The sequence below is a fragment of the Pseudomonas sp. FW305-3-2-15-C-LB1 genome, assembly GCF_058787615.1.
This window is the reverse complement of record NZ_JBYSZX010000023.1, coordinates 24,020-45,413: the sequence shown is the minus strand read 5'-3', so window position 1 is coordinate 45,413 and position 21,394 is coordinate 24,020. Positions and strand designations below refer to the sequence as shown.

Genomic DNA, 21,394 nt, shown 5'->3' with positions numbered 1-21,394 from the left:
CGATTGCAGTGTGTCAGTCGCCACAAAGATTGACTGAACCACCGCTATCGGGGGCAAGCCCCCTCCCACAGTTGATTGCATTTCAAGGTTGGGATTTGAGGAAGGCGGCCATCAGTTGGTTGACCCGCTCCGCCGCCTCCAACTGCACCATATGCCCCTGCCCCGGCAGAATCTCCACCTGGGCATCCAACCCCTCGGCATGCCGGGCCGGGATGATCGCATCGTCACTGCCCCAGATCACCAGGCTCGGCTGCCGGCCCACGCGATGACGTAAGTCCAGCTTCTGTCGTCCGCCCTCGAACAACGCGGTATTGAGCTGCTGCAGCGCCTTGTCCACCCCTTCCAGGCGCTTGAACTTGAGCATGTCCTCCAGCATCTGCCGCGTCACCAGCGTGGGGTCGCTGAACAGTTGGGTCAGTGGCGGCTTGAGCGCATTGCGGTTGCTGGCGTCGGCAAACCCTTGCAAGTAATCGCCGTTGATCTCCTGGCCGAGGCCGGCGCTGGCGATCAGAGTCAATGAGGCAACACGCGCGGGCGCCTGGTCGGCAACGGTCAGTGCGACCAGCCCGCCCATGGAATGCCCGGCCAGGTGTACGCGGTCGAGCCTGAGGTGATCGAGCAAGGCCAGCACCGCAAGGCTCAGCTCCTCGGCATCGCCGCTGCGCAGTTGCTTGCCCGACTCGCCATGCCCTGGCAGGTCCAGGGCAATTACCCGGCGTTCGACGGCCAATACCGGTTGGTTGAACAGCCAGTTGTTCAGATCCCCCCCGAATCCGTGAATCAGTACCAACGGCGTGCCACCCTCGCCCAGCTCGAGATAGCGCAACAGACGCCCGCCTATCTCGACTTTCTGCGCACTCGGTCCCGAAGCTTCGGTTTCGGCACTGCTGGAGACAAACCCGGCATTGAAGCTGTCGATCACCGCATCGACTTCCTCTTCGGTGGCTTCGCCCTCCACCACAATCCCCAGCAACGCACCCACCGGCAGGGTTTCGTCGCTCAGTGCCAACACACGGCGCAGGACGCCACTGAACGGCGCCTCGACACTGCTGGAGAGCTTATCGGTCTCCACGTCCAGCACTTCTTCGCCCTTCTCCACCCGGTCGCCGGGTTGCTTGAGCCAGACATCGATGCGCCCCTCGGTCATCGACAGCCCCCACTTGGGCATGGTCAAGGTATGGATCATGCGGCGTTCCTCTTGTCGGCGATCTTCAGCACCGCGGCTTCGATCTTCGCGGCGTTGGGGATGTACAGGTCTTCCAGCGCATCGGAGAACGGCACCGGCGTGTGCGGCGCAGTGACCATTTCGATTGGCGCGCGCAGGAAAGAAAAACCCTGCTGGGCGACCAATGCACTGATATCGGTGGCAATCGAGCAGCGCGGGTTGGACTCGTCGATCACCACCAGGCGCCCGGTTTTTTCCACGCTTTCGAGGATGCTGTCTGCATCCAACGGACTGGTGGTGCGCAGGTCCAGCACCTCGCAATCGATGCCTTGTCGCGCCAGGCTGGTCGCGGCTTCCAGGGCGATGTGCACCATTCGCCCGTAGGTCACCAGGGTCACATCCCTGCCCTCGCGGACAAAATTGGCTTCACCGAAAGGCACGGTGTACAGCTCTTCGGGCACTTCGCCCTGCAGGCTGTAGAGCATCTTGTGCTCGAGGAAGATCACCGGGTCATTGTCGCGGATCGCCTGGATCAACATGCCCTTGGCGTCATAGGGCGTGGCCGGGCACACCACCTTGAGGCCGGGAATGTGGGTCCACATCGAGGTGAGCATCTGCGAATGCTGGGCGGCCGCCCGCAGCCCGGCGCCGTACATGGCGCGCACTACCAGCGGCGTGGTGGTCTTGCCGCCGAACATGTAGCGGAACTTGGCGGCCTGGTTGAGCAACTGGTCGAGGCAGCAGCCGATAAAGTCGACGAACATCAGTTCGCACACCGGGCGCATGCCACGGGTGGCGGCGCCGACGGCCATACCCACATAGCCGACTTCGGACAGCGGCGCATCGAGCACGCGGTCGGGAAACTCCGGGTACAGTCCCTTGGTCACGCCAAGCACACCGCCCCAGGCGTCCTGCTCGCCAGGGGAACCGGTGCCGCCGGACACATCCTGGCCGATGATGAACACGCTCTGGTCGCGGCGCATTTCCTGGGCCAGGGCTTCGTTGATTGCCTGCTGGTAGCTGATTTTGCGAGCCATGAAATTCTCTCCACGAATTGTTGTTATGAGTGGTAGGCGACGTAGACATCGCTGAGCAGGTCGGCGGCCTGGGGCTTGGGATCCGACTTGGCCAGGCGCACGGCGTCGTCGATGAGCTGGGCGACCTCGCCATCGATGCGCTCGAATTGCGCCGCGTCCAGCCAGCCTTCAGTGCTGCAACGCTGGCGGAACAGCGCCAGGCAATCGGCGTGTTCCCGCAGGTTCTTCACTTCATCGGGGCCGCGATAGGTTTGTGCATCGCCTTCGAAATGGCCGTAGAAGCGGCTCAATTTCACTTCGACCAAGGTTGGCCCGTCGCCCTTGCGCGCACGTTCCACGGCAACACCAAGCGCTGCGTGCACGGCGAAGAAATCATTACCATCGACGATCACCCCCGGCATGCCAAACCCCACGGCACGCTCGGCGATGTCCTTGCACGCTACCGACCAACCGGATCCGGTGGCCTCGGCATAGCCGTTGTTTTCCGCAACGAACAGGCACGGCAGTTTCATGATCGAGGCCAGGTTCATCGCTTCGAACACCGCACCTTCGTTGGAGCCACCGTCGCCAAAGAACGCCACGGCCACGCCCTGGCTGCCCTTGAGCCTGGAGGCCAGCGCCGCACCGGCCGCCAACGGCGCACCCGCGCCGACAATGCCGTTGGCGCCGAGCATGCCCTTCTCCTGGTCGGCGATGTGCATGGAGCCGCCTTTACCGCCACACACACCGGTTTTCTTGCCGTAGATCTCGGCCATCATGCCGAACACATCCACGCCCTTGGCGATGCAATGGCCGTGGCCACGGTGGTTGGAGGCGATGCAATCTTCATCGTTGAGGTGAGCCATGACTCCGGCGGCACTGGCTTCCTGGCCGGCGTAGAGGTGCACGAAACCGGGGATCTCGCCGGTGGCGAATTCCACGTGCAGGCGTTCTTCGAAATCACGGATGGTGCGCATCACGGTGTAGGCATGCAGCAGTTGATCGGTGGACAGGTGAGTGGACATCTTGTTGTTCTCCAGGTTGTCTCGACACACAAAAGGCTGATCGTGGTCAGCTACAGGGCCTTCAGCACAGCCTGTGCCAAGGCCGTAAAAAACCTGGCATAACCTTGATCCAGAGCGGTTGTCGCAACCGGGCCTGGATCGCAGAATGAGACGCGGCATTGCGACTCGAAGGCGGCGTCTCAGCCGGTTTGAGACGCTGCGTCTCAGCCCGGGCTGTTGGTCAGGCCGCGCTTGTCGCGCCCGACGCATGCGCGCTTAATGGCGGGCATAACAACAAAGACCGAGAACCGGAGGCCTTATGCTCGCCGCGAACTCCAGGGAGCACGTCGACTGCGTCAGTCGCGTGGTCCGCAATGCCGACCGCCTGCCCCAGGCGCCGGTGCCGTCGCTGATCTTCGATTCGTGGCGGCGCTCCATGGAGCAACACCACCTGGACCCCGGCTCCCTGCAGGGGCCACGCATCCTCAGCGAACCCTTGCTCAAGGAATGCCGCGAACGCGCCGAACTGTTCATGCGCATTGCCGGCGAAGCCGTCGGGCAACTGCATCACCGTGTGCGCCAGGCCGACTACTGCGTGATGCTCACCGATGCCCAGGGCCAGACCATCGACCACCGCGTGGACGCCTCGATCCGCAGCGATTGCCGCAAGGCCGGCCTGTACCTCGGCACCTGCTGGTCGGAAGCCGAAGAGGGCACCTGCGGCGTGGCCACCGTGCTCACCAGTCAATCGGCGGTGACGGTGCACAAACGCGACCACTTCCGCGCAGCCTTCATCGGCCTGACCTGCTCCGCCGCGCCGATCTTCGATCCCCAGGGCAACCTGCTGGGAGTGATGGACGCCTCGGCGCTCAAATCGCCGGATGACCGCCGCAGCCAGCACCTGATACGCCAGTTGGTGGCGCACAGTGCCGAGGCCATCGAGAACGCCTTCTTCATGCACAGCGCCCAGCAGCACTGGGTGCTGCAAGCCCACAGCACACCGGGTTATGTGGACAGCCAGCCCGACCTGCTGCTGGCCTGGGACCAGGACGGCCGCCTGCAGGCCTTGAACAGCAAGGCGCGCCAGGCCTTGCGCCGGCGCTTTGGCCAGGTGCCGGCGCACATTGGCGAGGTGTTCGACCTGAACGCCTTGCGCACCGTCACCGACCAGTCCACCCAGCAACTGCATTGGCTGGGAGAACCGGGTGCGCTACACGTGCGGGTCAACGCGCCCCGACGCAAACAGGCGCGTGCGCCGCTGGTGCCCTTGGTGGATGCCCGTGTCGAAGAACACCTGCGCCTGGCCGTGCGGGTCAAGGACCGCAACCTGCCGGTACTGGTGCAAGGCGAAACCGGCGCCGGCAAGGAAGTCTTCGCCCGCCAACTGCACGAGCGCAGCGCCCGGCGCGGTGGGCCGTTCGTGGCGGTGAACTGCGCGGCGATTCCGGAAAACCTGATTGAGAGCGAGCTGTTCGGCTATGTGGCCGGCGCCTTTACCGGCGCCGCCAGCAAAGGCATGCCCGGGCTGCTGGTGCAGGCCGATGGCGGCACCTTGTTCCTCGATGAAATCGGCGACATGCCTCTGGCCCTGCAGACGCGCCTGCTGAGGGTGATGGCCGAAGGTGAAGTGGCACCGTTGGGCGCGGCGAAAACCCGCACCGTCGATATCCAGGTGATTTGCGCCAGTCACCGCGATTTGTCGGTGTTGGTCAATGAGGGCCGCTTTCGCGAGGACCTGTACTTTCGCCTCGGCTGCGCGCGCTTCTGCCTGCCGCCGCTGCGCGAGCGCACCGACAAACTGGCGCTGATCAACCGTTTGCTGGAACAGGAAGCGCGCAACAGCGGTATCACGGTGGGTATCGGCCAGGCGGCATTGGAGTTGCTGTTGGGGTACGCGTGGCCGGGCAATGTGCGGCAACTGCGACATGTGCTGGCGTATGCCTGTGCGGTGTGTGAGGGCGGGACGGTGCAGGTGGCGGATTTGCCGGTGGAAGTGCGTGGGGAGCGGGTGCGGGAGATGGTTGAAGCGAGCGTGAGCCCCGAGCGCCAGGTGGTGCTGGATGCGCTGATTCGCCATCGCTGGAAGCCGTTACCGACCGCGCAGGCGCTGGGAATCTCAAGGGCGACCCTGTACCGCCGCGTCAACCAACTGGGCATCGACATGCCGAACAAAACCCGCTGATACAACGGGGTCAACACTGTGGGAGGGGGCTTGCCCCCTCCCACATTGGACTGGGTACATCTGAGATGTCAGCGGTAGACAAGGCCACCGTCGATCAGCGGCGATTGCCCGGTCATGTAGTCCGCATCCGGCCCGGCCAGGTACGCGACCAGCCCTGCCACATCCTCCGGCGTCTGCGCCCGGCCCAAGGCGATGCCATCCACATACTTCTTGTAGGTTGCACCGACTTCGGCGCCGGTGATCTCGGCCATGCGCTTGTCGATCTCGACCCACATATCGGTGCCCACCACGCCCGGACAGTAGGCGTTTACGGTAATCCCGGCGCTCGCCAACTCCTTGGCCGCCGCCTGGGTCAAGGCACGTACGGCAAACTTGGTGGCCGAGTACACCCCCAGCAGCGCAAAACCTTCATGGCCGGCGATGGAGCAGGCGTTGATGATCTTGCCCTTCTGCTTGAGCGCCTTGAATTTCTTGCCGGCGGCCTGGATGCCCCACAACACGCCCTGCACGTTGATGCCCAGGGTGCGCTCGACCTGTTCCGGGCTGACGTCCAACAGCGAATCGATCTGCGCCACACCGGCATTGTTGACGATGATGTGGAAGCCACCCAGGGTCAGGTGCGCATGCTCCACCGCCGCCACCACCTGTTCGCGCTTGGACACGTCAGCGACGAACACAGAGGCCTTGCGGCCCAGCGCGACGACTTCGGCGGCCACGGCTTCGAGCTTGGCGCCATTGATGTCCACCAGGGCGATATCGGCACCGTCCTGTGCCAGGCGCAAGGCGATGGCCCGGCCAATGCCCTGCCCGGCGCCGGTCACCAGCGCGACTTTTCCAGCAATACTCATGGCGTTCTCCTGCAATTGATGAGGGAAGCCTTGTCTATCGCAGGTGCGCTGCGGGCTGTCGAGGTGCACATGGATTGGCATGCGGCCTGAGACGGGATGTCTCAAGGTGCGAATCATTCTTGTAAAAGTGCGCACTTATGCCTAGCTTATGCGCCCCCCGCCCGCGCTTTAAGGCCCTGCCCCCATGGTTTTGCGTTTTCGTCCCGTCGTCACCTCACGTTTCGCCCTCGGTCTGCTGCTCAGCGGCGGCATCGGTCACAGCCTGGCGGCAGACCTTGAACTGCCGGCGGTAAAGGTCCAGGGCCAGGATGCATCCAGCTACCGCAGCGACACCGCCTCGGTGAGCGGCGTCGACGAAGCGCCACTGCTCGACACCCCGGCCTCGATCACGGTGATCAACGCCGCACTGATCAAGGACCAGCAAGCACGCCTGCTCAGTGAAGTACTGCGCAACGACGCCTCGGTGGGCGACAGCTATGCGCCCATCGGCTACTACGAGAACTTCGTGGTGCGCGGCTTTTCGCTGAATGCGGCGAGCAGCTACAAAATCAATGGACGCACCATCACCGGCGAGCAGAACGTTGCCCTGGAGAACAAGCAGCAGGTCGAAGTGCTCAAGGGCCTGGCCGGCCTGCAGAGCGGGATTTCCGAGCCCAGCGGCGTGATCAACTACGTGACCAAGCGCCCGGAAGACGTGCGCTCGGTGACCGTCTCCACCGATGATCGCGGCAGCGGCTATGTCGCCACCGACGTCGGTGGCTGGTTCGGCAGCGAGCAACAATTCGGCCTGCGCGCCAACGTCGCCCACGAAGACCTCAACTCCTACGTGGAACACGCCAATGGCCAGCGCGATTTTGTGTCCCTGGCCTTTGACTGGAACATCAGCCCCGATGCCGTATTGCAACTGGACGCCGAGTACCAGGACAAGCAACAACGCTCGGTGCCGGGCTACCAATTGCTGGGCGGCACCGAGGTGCCACACGGGGCCTCACCGAAGAAACTGCTGGGGCACCAGAGCGGGTCCAGGCAGGTGGGCATTGATTCGCTGAATCTCAACGGCAAGTTTGAATACCGCTTCAATGATCAGTGGAAAGGCAGCGTGAGCGCGGCGCGCAGCAAGGTGGTGATCGATGATTACAGTTCGTTCGCCTATGGTTGCTTCTATGTGACCGATTGCGGCACCGCCTTCTTCAGCCCCACCGGCGACTACGACGCCTACGACTACCGCAGCCCCGACGACACCCGCCGCGACGACGAAGTGCAGGCGGCCATGACCGGGCTGTTCAACACGGGCAGCCTGGGTCATGAACTGACGTTTGGCACCAGCGCCTTTCGCCGGATAGTCGACAAGCGCAAGTCGGTCAACGAATACATCGGCAGCACCAATATCAACGTGGACGCCCCGACGTTTACCCCGACCGAAAAGCCACTGAACGACAGCCACCGCAACCTCGACAGTCGCCAGTACGGCCTGTTCGTCACCGACCGCATCCGCTTCAACGAGCAATGGCAAACCATTCTGGGCGGTCGCGAAGTACGCCTGGATGAGAAGGCCTTCGACAGCGTCACCGGCAACCAGGCCCGGCACACCCAGCAATACGTGTTCTTGCCGCAGGCCTCGTTGATCTACAAACCTGTCGAGAACATCTCGCTCTATACCAGCTACAGCAAAGGCCTGTCCCTGGGCGGCACCGCGCCGTGGTTCGCCAACAACGCCGACGAAACCCTCGCCCCCACCACCTCACGCCAAATCGAAGCCGGGGTGAAATACGACTGGCGCCGAATCAGCTTTGCCGCCGCCGTGTTCCAGACCCGCCAGGCCTATCAGTACGCCAAGCCAGATGGCACGGGCAAATTCGACTACGTGCAGCAAGGTGAGCAAAAGAACACCGGGCTGGAATTGTCAGCCAACGGCTGGGCCACCGAACGCCTGCAGATCGCAACCAGCGTGGCGGCGATTCGTGCGCGAGTGACCGGCAGCGGCACAGCGGACTACGAAGGCCACCAGGCGATCAACGTGCCCAAGCTGCGCGCCAGTGTTTATGCCGATTATGCGTTGCCCTGGGTGAACGGCCTGGCGGTGCTAGGCGGTGTGCAATACAGCGCCAAGAAGTACGCCAACCGCAGCGGCAATGTGCAAGTGGGGGATTACGCGGTGGTGAATGTGGGCAGCCGCTACACCACCCAGGTGAGCGGCTATGACACGGTGTTCCGCCTGAGCGTCGACAACCTGTTCGACAAGCGCTACTGGCGCGACGCGGGCGAGTACATGGGCGATGACTACCTGTTCCAGGGCGCGCCATTGACGGCGCGCCTGAGTGCTTCGGTCAACTTCTGAAGACCCGCGCCGCCGCTAGCCACAATGCCGTCAGGCCGCAGGTCAACAGGCTCCAGCCAAGGTCCTGTGCCCAGGCGACCAGGGTAAGCCCGGCGCCAATCACCAGGTAATAGAGCAAGCCAAATATCGCGGCGGCGGTGCCCAGGCGGTCTTGATAAGCCACCAGCGCCGCCCCCAGCACGTTGGGAATCGCCATGCCGAATGCCAGCACCACCAGCAGCATCGACCATACGAATAGCCAACTGTGTTGCAGCATCAGGACTGACAGGCCGCCCAGCAGTGCCAGCACGGCGGCGGCCAACACCAACTGATCGCTATTGAGCCCACGCTTGAGTAAGCCTTTGTTCAGCCACGCCCCGAGTCCTGATCCAAGCGCCAGCAACACACCGCTGTAGCCGAATTCGGCAGCGGACAATCCCAGCCGCGCGAAGATAAACGGCCCCACGCTGTAGTAGCTGAACAGCGCAATATTGAACGCCGCCACCAGGCCGACGGAACGCCACACTCCGGCGTCCCTGAGCATCAGGCCCACGGTCTCGCCCAACGGCGAGTTCGCCAAGGAGGCGGGACGCGTCTCGGGTAATGCCCACAGGCAGGTGGTCCACACTAGCCCTGCCATCAGCAACAGGCCTGTGAGCACGCCGCGATAGCCGAAGTACTGCACCAACGTCGCACCAGTGAACAGGCCAATTGCCGGGCTGGCAGCCAAGGCAATGCCCATTATGGAAAACACCTGGGCCAACTGTGCGCCCTGGAATCGGTCGCGCAACAGCGTCTGCGTCGCCACCGAACCGACTGCCGCGCCAAAGGCGGCGATGGCCTGGGCCAACAACAAGCCGTTGAACGTACTCACAGTCAAGGCCAGCAGCATGGCGGCGACATACAACCCCAGCCCGGCCAATATCACCGGGCGCCGGCCCCAGCGATCACACAAGCGGCCCCATATCACCACGCCGAATGCAAACGCCAGGAAGTACACCGACAGGGCCTGCCCGGCCCGTTCAGGCCCGACCGCGAAGGCTTGGCCAATATCACCCAGGGCCGGGCTATAGAGGGTTTGAGCCAACTGCGGGAACATCAGCAGTGCCACGGCCAGTACCAGCAAGTATTTAGATGACATGAACAGATCCTTCACGAGAAAAGAGCGTGAGGATTCTAAGCAGACTGGCTTGGGGTATTATCCAGACTTCGACAAATTACCCATCAAATCGGACAACCCATGGCCTGGCTCGCTGCCGACGCATCATTCGACCCGGACCAGTACCCGGCGCCCGTCATTGGCATCGCCGCCCTGCTCGGCGACCACGACTCCGGCCTGCACCAGCACCAGCGCGGTCAACTGCTGTTTACCCAGCAGGGCTGCACCCGCATTACCCTGGACAATCAACTGTGCCTGCTGCCGCCGACCCGTGCGGCGTGGATCCCTTGCGGCGTGCATCACCGTGCGGTGATGAGCAAGACCGTCGATTACCGTTCGCTGTATGTAAGCCCGGCCATTGCGGCCCGGTTGCCGGCACAGGTGCGAGTGATCGAAGTGAGCGGGTTGTTGCGGGCGGTGTTGGAACCGATGGCCATGGCCCCTTTCGAGACCCATTGGCAGACAGGCCGCTACGCGCATTTGCTGGCGTTGTGCCTGGAAGAAATTCAGGAGGCGGCCGAGCAACCGCTGCTCCTGCCCTTGCCAAGGGACAAACGTCTGGCGCCTTTGCTGGCCAATCTGGAGCGATTGCCGCCGACGCTGCAAGACCTGGAAAAGCAGATCGGCGCCAGCACCAAGACCATCGGCCGGATCTTCCTGCGAGAAACCGGCCTGGGGTATCAGCAATGGCGCCAGCAGTGGCGCTTGATGCGTGTCATCGAGTTGCTCGCCACTGGGCGCAGCCTCGGCTACTGCGCCTTTGAGCTGGGGTTTGCCAGCGACAGCGTGTTGATCGCCTTCTTCAAGGGCATGACCGGCACCACGCCGCGCGGTTATTTCAAATCAGGTTGAGACCTCATTTGGGCATCTTGCGAAAGCCAACGGCCAGGCGGTTCCAGCTGTTGATGGTGGTGATTGCCACGCTCAGGTCGACCTGCTCCTGGGCGCTGAATTCGGCGGCCAGTGCGTTGAAGTCTTCGTCGGGCGCGTGGGTGTGGCTGATCAGGGTAAGGCTTTCAGCCCAAGCCAATGCAGCGCGTTCACGCGGGGTGAAGAACGGCGTTTCGCGCCAGGCTGACACGGTGTACAGGCGACGTTCGGTCTCGCCGCCTTTGCGGGCGTCGGCGGTGTGCATGTCGAGGCAGAAGGCGCAGCCGTTGATCTGCGAGACGCGCAGGCGTATCAGTTCCAGCAGTGGCAGCTCGATGGAGAGTTTGCCCACGGCGGCTTCCAGGGCGAGCATGGCTTTCATGGCGTCTGGGGAAGCGGTGTAGAAATCGGTACGGGGTTGCATGGTGATGCTCCAGGGCAGTGGGGATTGATGGCTAGGTTAGTCATCGGGCCTTGGGGGAGGAATAGCCAATTCTGGGTAAGAATGGGTGACCAATTTTTGTGAGTACATATCCGTTATTTAGGTAACGGCCGCTTATGGTTCCGCCCTTAGAGCGGCTCACTTTGGAAAAGCCGGAATGCCGGCCCAGCCCAAAGTAAGCAAAAGGCTCTTGCCCCAACACTCGGCACCTCGCCTAGGCTCGGTGTGCCCGTAATCCGACAGTGATTTGGGGGGCCTAACATCAAAATCAAAAGCAGATCAAAAGCCAGAGCCAGAGCAAACCACCCTTCAACTGATACATGAAGATCAAACTGTGGGAGGGGGCTTGCCCCCGATGGCGGTGTGTCAGCCAACTCATCAGTGACTGACCCACTGCCATCGGGGGCAAGCCCCCTCCCACACTTTGACCGAGTACCGGCCATACAATCCGGTCGGCTCCAAGGCCGCCGCGCTCTTGCTTTTGATCTGGGATCGCCCCGTCAAACACGCTGGCCGAACGCAGGCTTGAATCCGTGGCCCACGGATTCAAGCCGGAGAGAGGGCACACCTTGGGGCAAGAGCGTTTTGCTTACTTTTGCGCTCTTCAAAAGTGAGCCGCTGTAAGAGCGGAACCATAAGTAGCCGTTACCGAAGCATCGGATATGTACTCAGTCAAACCACCCGAGCCATATGCTCCCCAATCCTGCCCCTCAACCACCGCTCCGCCGGGTCATTGTCATGCACGCCACTCCACACCATCGACAACTCCGCCGCATCGATCGCAAACGGCGGGTCCTGCGCCCGTAGCGACGTGCCCTCCGTCAACGCACAAGCTGCATAATCCGGCACCGTCGCAATAATCTGCGTACCGGCAAGCAACGCCCGCAACCCGCTGAACTGCGGCACCGCCAGCACCACCCGGCGCGTACGACCAATGCGCGCCAGGTCCAGGTCGATGTTGCCGCTCAAATCCCCCGAAAACGACACCATCGCATGGGGCCGTTCGCAGTAGTCGTCGAGGGTCAACGGTTCAACAGCGTCATCCCCACGCAAGACCTTGCACGGAATATCCCGCAGTTTCTTGCGCTTGGCATTCGCCGGCAATTCCGTGGTGTAGCTCACCCCCACCGAAATCTCGCCGCTGGCCAGCAGCGACGACATCAACAGGTAATTGGCCCGACGCACCACCACGATGATCCCCGGTGCCTCTTCGCGCAGTTGGCTGAGCAACGGTGGGAACAGGCCAAATTCAGCGTCGTCCGAGAGGCCAATGCGAAACACTGCACAACTGGTGGAAGGGTCGAAATCCTTGGCACGGCTGACCGCGCCGGAAATGGTGTCCATGGCCGGTTGCAACTCCTTGAGTATCGCCACGGCGCGTGGCGTGGGTTCCATGCCCCGCCCGTTGCGCAGCAGCAACGGGTCGTCGAACAGATCGCGCAAGCGTCCCAGTGCCGCACTCACCGCCGGTTGGCCCATGAAGAGTTTTTCGGCGACCCGGGTCAGGTTCTTCTCGAACATCAACGCCTCGAAAATCACCAGCAGGTTCATGTCGACGCGGCGCAGGTCGTTGCGATTCATGGTGATATCCACACGGTTGGCAAGCTCACAGATAACCACGCCAGGCGCCGGCCACATTGCACGCCTGTGCTGTCTTTTCCTGGTGTGCACCTGGCGAAATTAACAACGATTAACTCGTCAGCCGGACGGTCCGGTAACAAGATTGGCCACGTCTACACTGCATCCATCCACCGGGAACGCTCCCATCGACTGCGGATATCTGTCATGGCCCGACTCGATCAATACCCCCCTCGCTTGTCCGCCACCGGGGGCCTGTGCCCCCGACGCGAGCGCATCGCCAAGCAACTGATCCTGGCCAACCTCGGCGAAAGCCTGGCCATTGCCGACATCGCCCAGGCCTGCGCCCTGTCGCGCAGCCATTTTTCCCGTGCCTTCAAGTGCACCACCGGGCTGTCGCCGCAGGAATGGATCCGCCAACAGCGCATCCAGCGGGCCAAGGAACTGATCGCCCAGTCATCCTTGAGCCTGACGCAAATCAGCCTGGAATGCGGCTTCTGCGACCAGGCGCACTTTTGTCATATGTTCACCCGTAGCGAAGGCGTCAACCCGATGACCTGGCGAAATCACCACTCTCGCCCTAAACCGCAAGTGATCGCGGCCTAGTGGTCCTGGCCTGCCTGGCCTATGCTGGCCGCTCATCCCGTTCCGAGCATGGCCACCCATGAACGACCTCAGCGACCAGGCCGTGCATTTCGGCCCCTACCGCATCCACCCGCGCCAGCGCCTGGTGCTGGAGGCCGGTCGACCGTTGCGGCTGGGCCGACGTGCGGTGGATATCCTGCTGATCCTGCTGGAACAGGCCGGCAATGTGGTGAGCAAGCAGGAACTGATCGCCCGCGTCTGGCCCAGGAGCGTGGTGGAAGACGGCAACCTGCGGGTGCACATGGCGGCGTTGCGCAAGGCATTGGGCGATGGCCAGGCCGGGCAGCGCTATATCGTGACCGTAGCCCAGCGGGGCTACAGTTTTGTTGCGCCACTGAGCATCGAGCCGATGACCCTGCCAACCGAAGGTGCCCCCCAACGCCCGTGCCACAATTTGCCGCTGCGCCGTACGCGCATGCTCGGTCGCCAGGCCCTGATCGACAGCCTGGTGCAGCAACTGCCCGAGCAACGCTTTATCACCCTGACCGGCGCCGGCGGCATCGGCAAGACCACGGTGGCCCTGCGGGTGGCGGAATTGCTGATCGGGCACTACCGCGACGGCATCCGCTTGCTGGACCTGGCGCCACTGAGCGCGCCATCGATGATCCTGCCCAACCTCGCCGCCCTGCTCGACCTTACCCACGCTGAGCACGAAGCCCTGCCCACGTTTGCGCGGCGCTTGCAGGAGCACCAGTTGTTGCTGGTGATCGATAATTGCGAACACGTGCTCGACGACATCGCCCTGATCAGTGAAACCCTGCTGCGCCACGCGCCCCGGTTGCACATCCTGGCCACCAGCCGCGAGGCATTGCGCGCCGAGGGCGAACACGTGCAACGCCTGGAGCCCCTGGCCTGCCCGCCCGCCACCGGCAACCGCGCCCAGGCGCTGGGCTACCCGGCCCTGCAATTGTTGATCGAGCGGGCCATGTCCCATCAGGACAGCTTTGAACTGAGCGAGGCCGAGCTGCCGCTGGCGATTGATATCTGCCAGCGCCTGGACGGCATTCCCCTGGCTATCGAACTCGTGGCGGCGCAGATCGAACGCTTCGGCCTGCCCGGACTGCTGGTGCAAATGGAAGACAACTTTCGCCTGCTCACCCGAGGCCGGCGCAGCGCCCTGCCCCGTCATCAAACCCTGCGCGCCACCCTGGACTGGAGCTTTGCGCTACTGACCGCCTGCGAACAGATCTGCCTGCGTCGCCTGGCGGTATTTCGCGGTGGGTTCAGCCTGGCCAGCGCAGCGGCGGTGATTGCCGGGGAGCAGATTGCACCACACGAAGTGCTGGGTTCGATCACCCAGTTGGTCGCCAAGTCCTTGCTCAATGTGGAAGCCGGCGATGACGAGATGGTCTACCGCCTGTTGGACATCACCCGCACCTATGCCCTGGAAAAACTCAGCGTCGCCCAGGAACTCCACGCTACCCGCCAGCGCCACGCCGAGCGCTGCCTGGCGCTGATGAACCAGGCCCAGGACGATTGGGAGCTGATCGCAACCCAGACCTGGATCGACCGTTATGCGCCGCTGCGCGAAGACATCCGCGCCGCCCTCGACTGGGGCCTGGGCGACCAGGGTGCGCACTTGCTGGGCATTCGCCTGACGGTGAGTGCGATGCCGTTGTGGCAGGAGCTGTCGCTGCTGCGCGAACATGGCTTGTATGTGGGCAAGGCCCTGGCGCGACTGAGGCAATCGAATGCGCCGAGCCAGCGCTTGAACATGGCCTTGCAGCTGGCGCTGGGCAGTTTTTCCTATCACACCCAGGGCGGCACGCCGCAGACCATTGCAGCATTCAGTTGCGCGCGTCGCCTGGCGGAAGCCGGCAAGGACCTGGCCGGCCAGTTACGTGCGGTATCGGGGCACATGGCGGTAAACCTGTGCTGCGGCAACTACCGGGAGGCCTTGGCGCAGAGCCTGCACTTCGACCAGCTCGGCCCCCGTGCCGAGCCTTTGCTGTCCCTCAGTGCCCAGCGCCTGCGGGTGTTGGCGCAGCACTTCGCCGGTCACCAGGCCCTCGCGCAGCACAATGCCGAGCAAGTGATCCAGCGCATGGCCCAGAGCGGCCATCTCAACCGCTTTACCCATGGCTTTGGCGTGCAGTACGACCAGAGCGTCGCCTCGCTGACCATCCTTGCACGCATCCTGTGGCTGCGCGGTTATCCGGAGCGTGCGTGGCGTACGGCGAGCCAGGCGCTGGCGCTGGCCTTGCAAATCAATCACGGTACGTCGATCTGCTACACCCTGGCATTGGCCGGGGTGGTCATCGCTCGCTACAACGGCGACAGCGCCATGGCCCACGAACACCAGGATCAACTGCTGCAGCAGGCGCAAAAGCACTCGGTGCAGTTGTTTCACACCTGGGCGCGTTGTTATGAGGGCACGCTACCCATCGCGGATGTGCAGGGGTTGGGCCTGGTCGAGGATATCCTGGTGACCTTCAATGCAATCGAGGTCAGTGACGCGGCCTTCGAGCGCGCCAGAAGTGGCGCAGCCGGCTGGTGCACCCCGGAAATCCTGCGAGTGCGCGCCGAAAGCCTGGCCGACAGCCGTGCGGCAGAAGCCCTGTTGCTGGAAGCCCTGGGCCTGGCGCACCAGCAAGGCGCGCTGGCCTGGGAATTACGCAGTGCAACCTCGTTGGCAAGCCTGTGGCAGACGCAAGGCCGCGTACAGGCGGCGCGCGATTTGCTGGGTTCGATCTACGCCCGCTTCACCGAAGGCTTTGCCACCCAGGACCTAGTCCGCGTACGCAGCCTGCTCGACCAGTTGCAGGACAAACGGCCGGCCTGAAAACCGCCCTAGGTAATGCCCGTAGCCCTGTTGCAAACGCGCCACCTGCAACGGGTCGCGCAGTTGCGCCAGGGCGTAGCTGCGCATGCAATTGAGCAGGCGGTAACGCGGGCTGCCTGGGCCCGGCTCTCGGGTCAGCAGCGACGTACCCACCAAGCGCCCCAGCAGGTAGGACAGGTCGGCGTGTTCCAACTCGGTCCCGGCGACCAGTTCACTCAAGGTGGGCAAGGTCACGGCCATCTTGAATAAACCCAATTGCAGGAATAGCCAGCGCTCCGGCAGGCTCAGGCGCTGGTAGGTCCAGTCCAGGGCCGCCATCAGGGATTGGTGGCGTTCCACCGCGGTGCGCCGGCCTCGGGTCAGCACCTGCAAGCCCGCGCGCAACTGCTGCTGCAAACCGCGCACACCGAGTGCATCCACTTGGGCGGCGGCCAACTCCAAGGCCAGTGGGATACCGTCCAGACGCCGACAGATGTCTCGCAGCGGCGCCAGGTCATGGAGGCGCAGCGCGAACCCTTGCTGGCTGGCACGCACCCGCGCAACAAATAACTGCACCGCCGGGTAAGCCATCGCCTGTTCGATACTGCCCATGGCCGCCGGCGCCGGGATCGCCAGCCTCGGCACACGCTGTACCCATTCACCGGGGACTTGCAGGCTTTCACGGCTGGTCACCAGCACGCTGACCTGAGGCGCGGTTTCGCGCAGCACACGCACCAGATGCCGGCAGGCGCCGAGCAGCAGGTCTGCGCCGTCGAGCACCAGCAACAGTTGGCGCGAGGCCAATTGACGGCACAGCTCGCTGGCGTGGGCGCAGGGTTCCAGGTGCAGCGCGGCAGCCAGGTCGCGCAGCATGGTCATCGGTGCTTCCACCGTGGCCAGGTCAACCCACCACACGCCGTCCCGGTAGCGCGGCAACACGCGCTGTGCCAATGCCAGGGCCAGGGTGCTTTTGCCGACACCGGCGCACCCGGTGAGGGTCATCAGGTGTTGCCCGGACAGACGCCGAACCAGCACGCCCAACACCTCGTCACGGCCCACCACCGCACTGAGCCGCGCCGTCAGGTTGTGCCGAGGCAGCGCGGCGGGCAGCGCGCCCTGCAGCGGGGCTGCGAAACAGTAGCCGCGCAGAGGGTCATTAAGAATGAACTGCTGCCCATCGAGCACGCGACGCAGTGCGGCGATGTGCACCCTCAGGTTGTTTTCTTCCACCACGCTGTTCGGCCAGACCCGCTCGATCAGGGTGGCTTTGCTGATGAACTGCCCGGGCGCCTCGAGCAGCGCCGTGAGGATATCCAGCGCCCGCCCGCCCACAGGCACCGGCCAACCCGATTTGCTGACCAGCCGCTGCTGCCGGTGAAACACATAGGCACCGAAGCGTACCGTGCCATCAGCGTCAATCGCCTGAGGATTGTTCATGTGTGCAATAGCGCTGAAACACCCGGCCCTGGGCGTTTGCGCATCCTTTTCCGTGGGCTTGACGCTATCTTGCCAGCTACCCGTGACAGGACAATGCTGGCACAGGGAGCGATACGGACATTCGGGTGCGCGAGACGGACATTCTGTCGTTAACTGAACTGCTGTCGGTATTGGGTCGGGTTGAGGCCCAGTTTTTCACTGAACAGAAAGCGCATATGCCGCACGCTGCCGAAGCCTGCGTGAAAAGCCACGGTCTTGAGCGGCAGGTCGGTGGTTTCCAGCAATTGCCGGGCGCGGTCGATGCGCGCGCCTTGCAGGAAGACCATGGGCGTCATCTGCACTTCCTTGGCGAACAGCCGCGCAAAATGGCGGGCGCTCATGCCGGCCAACTCAGCCATGGACTCGATGGTGAACGGTTGGTCCAGATGCGCCAGCACATGGTTCTGTACCCGGGTAATCGTGGTTTCCTGCGGTGCCACCGCCGCCGTCATCGGGCTGAACTGCGCCTGGCCGCCCTGGCGTTTCATCACCACCAGCAACACCTTGGCCACGTCCACGGCGACTTGTTTGCCATGGTCCTGGGCCACCACCGACAGCGCCAGGTCGATGCCGGCCGTGACGCCGCCCGAAGTGATCAGGCGCCCGTCCTGCAGGTAGATGCGATCCGTTTCGACCATTGCCTTGGGAAACGCCTTGATCAGTCGCTCGGTGTAGTGCCAGTGCGTGGTCACGCGGTGACCGTCCAGCAGCCCGGCATGCCCCAGCACAAAGGCCCCGGTGCAGATCGAGCCGAAGCGCCGCGCCCGCGGAGCCGCGGCCCTCAGCCACGGCAGCAGCGCCGGATGACATTCGTTATAGGCACCGGGGCCGCCGGGTACCAGCAGCAGGTCGTAGGCATCCTGGGCCTGGTCCAGCAGCAGGTCAGTCTGCACGGCTACGCCATTGGAGGCGCGCAATGGACCGGGCTCGGTGCCGAGGGTGAGGATCTGGTAGTGCGCCGACGCCGGCAGGTAACGGTTGGCAATGGAAAACACCTCGAGCGGCCCTGCCATATCGAGCAGGAGAAAGTCCGGAAACAGCGCCATGGCCACGGTTTTCATAGCGGGAAAGGTCCATCGGGAAGGAGTACGGCAGGCATTATGACACGCTTGAAACTGTCAACTTTAAAGCGACAGTAATTCAGTTTTCATCTTCTTAATGAATATTCCAGTAACCATTAACCTTCTTCTCAACGCAAGAGCCCTGCATGCCGCAGCCCGCTCTCACTTGAGGACAAGACCATGCTGACCCTTCGCAAAGCTTCCGAACGCGGCGCCGCCAATCACGGTTGGTTGAAGTCGTTCCACACCTTCTCGTTCGCCAACTACTGGAACCCGAACGAACAAGGGTTTTCCGATCTGCTGGTGATCAACGATGACCGTGTCGCCGCCGGCAAAGGCTTCGGCCAGCACCCACACCGCGATATGGAGATCTTCTCTTATGTGCTCGAAGGCGCCCTGGAACACAAGGACACCCTGGGCACCGGCTCGGTGATCCGCCCCGGCGATGTGCAACTGATGAGCGCCGGCAGCGGCGTGGCCCACAGCGAGTTCAACCACAGCCAGACCCGTGGCGTGCACTTCCTGCAAATCTGGATCGTGCCTGCCGTGGCCGGTGCCGAACCACGCTACCAGCAGGAACACTTCAGCGAGGCCCAGAAGCGTGGGCGCCTGCAGTTGATCATCTCGCCGGACGGTGCCGATGGCTCCCTCAGCGTGCGCCAGGACGCACGGGTGTATGCCGGGCTGTTCAACGGTGATGAAACCGCGACCCTGGACCTGCCGCCCGATCGCCATGTGTACCTCCATGTGGCCCGGGGCAGCGTTGAAATCAACGGCCAGCGCTTGCGCGAAGGCGACGGCGCCCGGGTGCGGGATGAGCGGCAGATCCGCTTGAGCCACGGTGAAGATGCCGAGGTGCTGGTGTTCGACCTGCGCCCGCAGGAACTGCCGCAGATGCCATGACCGGCCCAGCGATGGCTCGCAAAAACGAGCCATCGCTGGCGTCGATAGTCACCATCAGCCCAATGAAGTTCTCTTGAAAAATGCAACGCGTAACATCAACCCCATACCAGGCAACACCCCAACCAACACACTCGGAGCACACTCTCATGAAACGCCAAATCTTGCTTAGCCTCGCTTTCTCGGTACTCGCTGCCAATGCTTTTGCCCACCCGGTCGTGGCTGAAGGCGGTTCGGATCGCCTGATTGAAAGCCGCGTCGCCGAGGGTGGTGCCGACCGCCTGCAAGGCAACCGTGTTGCCGAAGGTGGTTCGGATCGCCTGCTGGAACGCCGTGTCGCGGAAGGTGGTGCTGACCGTCTGCAAGGTAACCGCGTAGCCGAAGGTGGTGCTGATCGCCTGCAGGAACGTGGCCTGGCCGAAGGCGGTGCTGATCGTCTGCAAGGCAACAACGCATAATCCCGCGCTGTTTGCGGGAACCCCAAACCGGCCTGATCAGCCGGTTTTTTTTCGTCTGCGGGCGCTTGATGGACCTGATCGGCGCGACCACCGAATAGGCGACACCGACCCGTTAAGATCCAGGCCTTCAGTGCCGGGGACAATACAACGTTATCCAAGGTCAGCCTTGGCGCATGCAAAACCGGTGGATAATTCGCCCGGACATTAAAAATGCAATTAATTGATATCCAATCAGTTGGATAATTCCACATTTTAATAATTAGGTTAGAACCAATCGGCATTTTACAGACCCCGCCCCTGCCCCTACTTTGGACGCGAATAACCGACCCCCTGCCCGGTGGAGGTGGTAATCACACCCAAGACAAGGACAGACCATGAGCATCGAATTCATCGGCTACATTGGCGGCCATCACGCTTCCGAGATCCATCCGCGCAGCGGCCCTACCCTGCAACCCGACTATGTCGAGAGCGTGGCCCGCGCCCACGAAGAGGCCGGTTTCGACCGTGCCCTGGTGGCCTTCCACTCCAACAGCCCGGACAGCACGCTGATCGCCTCCCACGCCGCCAGCGTGACCACCAGGCTGCAATTTCTCATCGCCCATCGCCCCGGTTTCGCCCAGCCCACACTGGCCGCGCGCCAATTCACCACCCTTGATGTATTCAACGGCGGGCGTACGGCGGTGCACATCATCACCGGCGGTGACGACCGCGAACTGCGCGCCGATGGCAGCCATATCGGCAAGGACGAACGCTACGCCCGCACCGACGAATACCTGAGCGTGGTACGCCAGGAATGGACCAGCGAACAGCCCTTCGACTTCAAGGGCACCTACTATCAGGTCGAAGGTGCGCACTCCACGGTGAAGTCGCCGCAGCAGCCGCATATCCCGCTGTATTTCGGCGGCTCGTCCAAAGCCGCAATCGAAGTGGCGGGCAAGCATGCCGACGTGTATGCGCTGTGGGGCGAAACCTACGAGCAGGTGCGCGAGATCGTGACCCAGGTACGCGCCGAAGCAGCCAGGCATGGGCGTACGATCCGTTTCAGCTTGTCGTTGCGGCCGATCCTCGCCGAGACCGAAGAGCTGGCGTGGGCCCGGGCCGAGCGCATCCTGCAGCAGGCGACCGAGCTGGCCGAGAAAAACGGCTTTGTGCGGCGTGAACCGCCCAACGAAGGCTCGCGCCGCCTGCTCGCCGCGGCGGCTCAAGGTGCCCGGCTGGATAAGCGCTTGTGGACCGGGATTGCCGGGTTGCTCGGTGCACAGGGCAATTCCACCTCGCTGGTGGGCACCGCTGAGCAGGTCGCGGAAGCCTTGGTGGATTACTACGACCTGGGGATCACCACGTTCCTGATTCGCGGGTTCGACCCGCTCAATGATGCGATCGATTACGGCAAGCGCCTGATCCCCCTCACCCGCCAATTGATCGCAGAACGCGAACAGGCACAACAAGTAGCCTGAGCACAACACAAAACCCAATGTGGGAGGGGGCTTGCCCCCGATAGCAGGGTGTCAG

The 21,394-nt window shown here is 63.1% G+C and carries 17 protein-coding genes; 8 read left to right on the top strand and 9 right to left on the bottom strand.

Features of this window, described 5'->3' with window-relative positions:
* Window positions 1-82: 82 nt before the first annotated feature.
* The 3 genes from AC3WP7_RS27965 to AC3WP7_RS27955 are packed head-to-tail and all read right to left on the bottom strand — an operon-like array spanning window position 83 to window position 3,206.
* Window positions 83-1,186 carry an acetoin dehydrogenase dihydrolipoyllysine-residue acetyltransferase subunit gene (locus tag AC3WP7_RS27965; RefSeq protein WP_102592858.1) on the bottom strand — a complete coding sequence of 368 codons (1,104 nt, stop codon included), beginning with the start codon at window positions 1,184-1,186 and terminating at the stop codon, window positions 83-85.
* Window positions 1,183-2,202: an alpha-ketoacid dehydrogenase subunit beta gene (locus AC3WP7_RS27960; protein ID WP_071490080.1), complete on the bottom strand. Its 1,020-nt coding sequence runs from the start codon at window positions 2,200-2,202 to the stop codon at window positions 1,183-1,185. Before AC3WP7_RS27960 ends, AC3WP7_RS27965 begins: the two co-directional genes overlap by 4 nt.
* A 23-nt stretch (window positions 2,203-2,225) precedes the next feature.
* Entirely contained in the window at window positions 2,226-3,206 is a 981-nt protein-coding gene (locus AC3WP7_RS27955) for a thiamine pyrophosphate-dependent dehydrogenase E1 component subunit alpha (RefSeq protein ID WP_078048017.1), read from the bottom strand.
* 298 nt (window positions 3,207-3,504) lie between these two features.
* Between AC3WP7_RS27955 and AC3WP7_RS27950 the strand changes: the two genes are divergently transcribed.
* A complete protein-coding gene (locus AC3WP7_RS27950) occupies window positions 3,505-5,367 on the top strand; it encodes a sigma-54-dependent Fis family transcriptional regulator (RefSeq protein ID WP_102592857.1) in 1,863 nt (620 codons plus the stop codon).
* Between the two features lie 68 nt (window positions 5,368-5,435).
* On the opposite strand, the gene AC3WP7_RS27945 is transcribed toward AC3WP7_RS27950, so the two are convergent.
* Complete coding sequence (locus AC3WP7_RS27945; RefSeq protein ID WP_058425756.1) at window positions 5,436-6,215, bottom strand: acetoin reductase; 780 nt, start codon at window positions 6,213-6,215, stop codon at window positions 5,436-5,438.
* Window positions 6,216-6,399: 184 nt separating this feature from the next.
* On the opposite strand from AC3WP7_RS27945, the gene AC3WP7_RS27940 reads away from it, so the two are divergent.
* Window positions 6,400-8,553 carry a TonB-dependent siderophore receptor gene (locus AC3WP7_RS27940; protein WP_102592856.1) on the top strand — a complete coding sequence of 718 codons (2,154 nt, stop codon included), beginning with the start codon at window positions 6,400-6,402 and terminating at the stop codon, window positions 8,551-8,553.
* Here AC3WP7_RS27940 and AC3WP7_RS27935 read toward each other — a convergent pair.
* Window positions 8,543-9,673 carry an MFS transporter gene (locus AC3WP7_RS27935; RefSeq protein WP_102592855.1) on the bottom strand — a complete coding sequence of 377 codons (1,131 nt, stop codon included), beginning with the start codon at window positions 9,671-9,673 and terminating at the stop codon, window positions 8,543-8,545. The genes AC3WP7_RS27940 and AC3WP7_RS27935 overlap by 11 nt on opposite strands.
* A gap of 99 nt (window positions 9,674-9,772) precedes the next feature.
* Between AC3WP7_RS27935 and AC3WP7_RS27930 the strand changes: the two genes are divergently transcribed.
* A complete protein-coding gene (locus AC3WP7_RS27930) occupies window positions 9,773-10,543 on the top strand; it encodes an AraC family transcriptional regulator (protein ID WP_092245630.1) in 771 nt (256 codons plus the stop codon).
* A gap of 4 nt (window positions 10,544-10,547) precedes the next feature.
* Here the strand turns inward: AC3WP7_RS27930 and AC3WP7_RS27925 are convergent, their stop codons facing one another.
* Both AC3WP7_RS27925 and AC3WP7_RS27920 read right to left on the bottom strand, forming a co-directional pair.
* The gene (locus tag AC3WP7_RS27925; RefSeq protein WP_092245633.1) at window positions 10,548-10,985 is read right to left on the bottom strand and encodes a carboxymuconolactone decarboxylase family protein; all 438 of its coding nucleotides are present in this window, start codon (window positions 10,983-10,985) and stop codon (window positions 10,548-10,550) included.
* A 690-nt stretch (window positions 10,986-11,675) separates the two neighbouring features.
* On the bottom strand, window positions 11,676-12,584 hold the full coding sequence (locus AC3WP7_RS27920; RefSeq protein ID WP_102592869.1) for a LysR family transcriptional regulator: 909 nt from the start codon (window positions 12,582-12,584) through the stop codon (window positions 11,676-11,678).
* A gap of 204 nt (window positions 12,585-12,788) precedes the next feature.
* Between AC3WP7_RS27920 and AC3WP7_RS27915 the strand changes: the two genes are divergently transcribed.
* On the top strand, window positions 12,789-13,187 hold the full coding sequence (locus tag AC3WP7_RS27915; RefSeq protein WP_093126882.1) for a helix-turn-helix domain-containing protein: 399 nt from the start codon (window positions 12,789-12,791) through the stop codon (window positions 13,185-13,187).
* 58 nt (window positions 13,188-13,245) lie between these two features.
* Complete coding sequence (locus AC3WP7_RS27910; protein WP_092245641.1) at window positions 13,246-16,008, top strand: ATP-binding protein; 2,763 nt, start codon at window positions 13,246-13,248, stop codon at window positions 16,006-16,008.
* Here AC3WP7_RS27910 and AC3WP7_RS27905 read toward each other — a convergent pair.
* Both AC3WP7_RS27905 and AC3WP7_RS27900 read right to left on the bottom strand, forming a co-directional pair.
* Window positions 15,955-17,424, bottom strand: a complete 1,470-nt coding sequence (locus AC3WP7_RS27905; protein WP_102592853.1) for an ATP-binding protein — start codon at window positions 17,422-17,424, stop codon at window positions 15,955-15,957. The genes AC3WP7_RS27910 and AC3WP7_RS27905 overlap by 54 nt on opposite strands.
* A gap of 149 nt (window positions 17,425-17,573) precedes the next feature.
* Window positions 17,574-18,524: a GlxA family transcriptional regulator gene (locus tag AC3WP7_RS27900; RefSeq protein WP_093513641.1), complete on the bottom strand. Its 951-nt coding sequence runs from the start codon at window positions 18,522-18,524 to the stop codon at window positions 17,574-17,576.
* A gap of 180 nt (window positions 18,525-18,704) precedes the next feature.
* On the opposite strand from AC3WP7_RS27900, the gene AC3WP7_RS27895 reads away from it, so the two are divergent.
* From AC3WP7_RS27895 to AC3WP7_RS27885, 3 genes are all read left to right on the top strand, one after another.
* Window positions 18,705-19,427 carry a pirin family protein gene (locus AC3WP7_RS27895; RefSeq protein WP_071490090.1) on the top strand — a complete coding sequence of 241 codons (723 nt, stop codon included), beginning with the start codon at window positions 18,705-18,707 and terminating at the stop codon, window positions 19,425-19,427.
* 146 nt (window positions 19,428-19,573) lie between these two features.
* The gene (locus AC3WP7_RS27890) at window positions 19,574-19,882 is read left to right on the top strand and encodes a hypothetical protein (RefSeq protein ID WP_093513644.1); all 309 of its coding nucleotides are present in this window, start codon (window positions 19,574-19,576) and stop codon (window positions 19,880-19,882) included.
* 374 nt (window positions 19,883-20,256) lie between these two features.
* Window positions 20,257-21,339 carry an LLM class flavin-dependent oxidoreductase gene (locus AC3WP7_RS27885; RefSeq protein WP_092245654.1) on the top strand — a complete coding sequence of 361 codons (1,083 nt, stop codon included), beginning with the start codon at window positions 20,257-20,259 and terminating at the stop codon, window positions 21,337-21,339.
* Window positions 21,340-21,394: the final 55 nt, after the last annotated feature.